At 70.0% G+C, this 2,707-nt stretch carries 3 protein-coding genes; 2 read left to right on the forward strand and 1 reads right to left on the reverse strand.

What is annotated here, in order from left to right:
* Window positions 1-76: 76 nt before the first annotated feature.
* A complete protein-coding gene (locus tag AB0F10_RS45120) occupies window positions 77-394 on the reverse strand; it encodes a hypothetical protein (protein ID WP_360640702.1) in 318 nt (105 codons plus the stop codon).
* A 123-nt stretch (window positions 395-517) separates the two neighbouring features.
* Between AB0F10_RS45120 and lpdA the strand changes: the two genes are divergently transcribed.
* Window positions 518-1,942 (forward strand): dihydrolipoyl dehydrogenase, encoded by a 1,425-nt coding sequence (gene lpdA / locus AB0F10_RS45125; protein ID WP_360640704.1) that lies wholly within the window; start codon window positions 518-520, stop codon window positions 1,940-1,942.
* A 53-nt stretch (window positions 1,943-1,995) separates the two neighbouring features.
* On the forward strand, window positions 1,996-2,707 hold a 712-nt coding region (locus AB0F10_RS45130; protein WP_360640706.1), incomplete at its 3' end, for a biotin/lipoyl-containing protein.

The raw sequence follows: 2,707 nt of genomic DNA on the forward strand, positions 1-2,707 counted from the left end.
CGACGACTGCACAAACCGCAGTCGTCGGAATCACCCACAAGTCAGCGGCGGCGATCGCGGAGTGGCTGATGCCTGGCTAGCTCTGCCGTTTTTGGCGGGCGTTGTAGTCGCGCATCCGCTGTGGGTAGCCCATCAGCCGGATGTCGTAGATCGGCATGGCGAGCTGGTGTGCGAAGCGCCGGGCGGCCTCTGGGGACTCGACGCGCCGCCGGGTCCACTCGCCGTCGTGTGCCACGAGCAACACCGTGGTCTCGGTCACCGTGGTGCGGGGTTCGATGTAGCCCTCGACGCCCCGTCGGGATCGGACGAACTCCGCAAGATGCTCAAGATCGGCACGATCCGCCGGCCGGCCGGTCCCCCGAATCGGCTCCCTGCGTCGCCGGAACCACGCCACGCCCCACTCCTCACGGTCAATTGCCGCAAGGGTACGTCCTGCGCCAGTCTCGTTGGGCACCTGGATACATAGATGGGCGCGGTAAGTGACAAGATGGCCAGGACAGCTGTGACCGTTTCCACCATGAGACCCATGTGGCAACGACGCGATCTGGGAGTAGACGTGAGCCAGCCGGGCGGAACCTTCGACATTGTGATCCTCGGCGCCGGGAGCGGTGGCTATGCCGCCGCGCTGCGCGCGGCCGAGCTGAACCTGTCGGTGGCCCTGATCGACAAGGCGGAGCTGGGCGGCACCTGCCTGCACCGCGGCTGCATTCCGACCAAGGCGCTGCTGCACGCGGCCGAGCTGGCCGACCAGACCCGCGAGAGCGAGCAGTTCGGCATCAAGGCCGACCTGGTCGGCATCGACATGGCGGGCGTCAACGCCTATAAGGACGGCGTCGTCGGCCGCCTCTACAAGGGCCTGCAGGGCCTGCTGAAGCAGCCGAACATCACCCTGGTCCAGGGCGCCGGCAAGCTCGTCTCCCGCGACACGGTCGAGGTCGACGGCAAGCGCTACACCGGACGCAACGTCATCCTCGCCACCGGCTCCTACTCCCGCTCGCTGCCCGGCCTCGAGGTCGACGGCAAGCGCGTGCTGACCAGCGAGCACGCCCTGCGGCTCGACCGGGTGCCGACCTCGGCGATCGTGCTCGGCGGCGGCGTCATCGGCGTCGAGTTCGCCAGCGTCTGGAAGTCCTTCGGCGCCGACGTGACCATCCTGGAGGCGCTGCCCCGGCTGGTCGCCGCCGAGGACGAGGAGATCTCGAAGGCGGTCGAGCGGGCCTTCCGCAAGCGGAAGATCAACTTCAAGGTCGGCAAGCCGTTCGAGAAGGTCGAGCACACCGAGAACGGCGTGAAGGCGTACCTCGCCGGCGGCGAGACCGTCGAGGCCGAAATCCTGCTGGTTGCGGTCGGGCGCGGCCCGACGACCGGTAACCTGGGGTTCGAGCAGCAGGGCATCACCCTGGACCGGGGCTTCGTCATCACCAACGAGCGCATGCACACCGGCGTCGGCAACATCTACGCGGTCGGCGACATCGTGCCCGGCCTGCAGCTGGCACACCGCGGCTTCCAGCAGGGCATCTTCGTGGCCGAGGAGATCGCGGGCCGGAACCCGGCCGTCATCGACGAGAACGGCATCCCCCGGGTCACCTATTCGGACCCCGAGGTCGCGTCCGTCGGCCTGACCGAGGCCAAGGCCAAGGAGCAGTACGGCGCCGACAAGGTCTCGACCTACAGCTACAACCTCGGCGGAAACGGCAAGAGCCAGATCCTCAAGACGCAGGGCTTCGTGAAGCTGGTCCGGGTCAACGACGGCCCGGTCGTCGGCGTGCACATGGTCGGCGCCCGGATGGGCGAGCTCGTCGGCGAGGCCCAGCTGATCTACAACTGGGAGGCATTCCCGGAAGAGGTCGCCCAGCTGGTGCACGCCCACCCGACCCAGAACGAGGCGCTCGGCGAGGCGTTCCTCGCGCTGGCCGGCAAGCCGCTTCACGCACACGCCTGATTTCGATCCCCATCCGACCACCCGTTTCGCAAGCGGTTAAGGAGTTCAGAGAGATGCCGGTATCGGTCACCATGCCGCGGCTGGGTGAGAGCGTCACCGAGGGCACCGTCACGCGCTGGCTCAAGCAGGAGGGCGAGCGGGTCGAGGCCGACGAGCCGCTGCTCGAGGTCTCCACCGACAAGGTCGACACCGAGATCCCGTCGCCGGCCGCCGGTGTGCTCTCGCGCATCGTCGTCGGCGAGGACGAGACCGCGGACGTCGGCAGCGAGCTCGCGGTCATCGCGGGCGACGACGAGGACGCGGGCGCCTCCGCACCCGCGCCGGCCCAGCAGCAGGCCCCGCCCGCTCAGCAGGAGGCCGCGCCCGCCGAGCAGGAGGCCGCGCCCGAGCCGGCCGCCGAAGTCCCCTCGACCGAGAAGCCGGTCGAGCAGGAGGCCCCGGCGCCGGCCGCCGCGCAGACCGGCGGCGGCGAGGGCACCGCCGTGAAGATGCCCGCCCTGGGCGAGAGCGTCACCGAGGGCACGGTCACCCGCTGGCTCAAGCAGGTCGGCGACACCGTCGAGGCCGACGAGCCGCTGCTCGAGGTCTCCACCGACAAGGTCGACACCGAGATCCCGTCGCCGGTCGCCGGCACCGTCCTGGAGATCAAGGTCCCCGAGGACGAGACCGTCGAGGTCGGCGCCGACCTGGCCATCATCGGCACCCCGGGCAGCGCACCCGCCGCGGCACCGGAGCCCGCCGCCCCGGCGCCGCAGCAGGCCGCCG

This window comes from Actinoplanes sp. NPDC026623, assembly GCF_040638275.1.
Lineage (GTDB): Bacteria > Actinomycetota > Actinomycetes > Mycobacteriales > Micromonosporaceae > Actinoplanes.

Excerpts from the sequence above, each read along its gene's own strand:
- lpdA (WP_360640704.1), top strand. The coding sequence starts at position 518 with ATGAGACCCATGTGGCAACGACGCGATCTGGGAGTAGACGTGAGCCAG.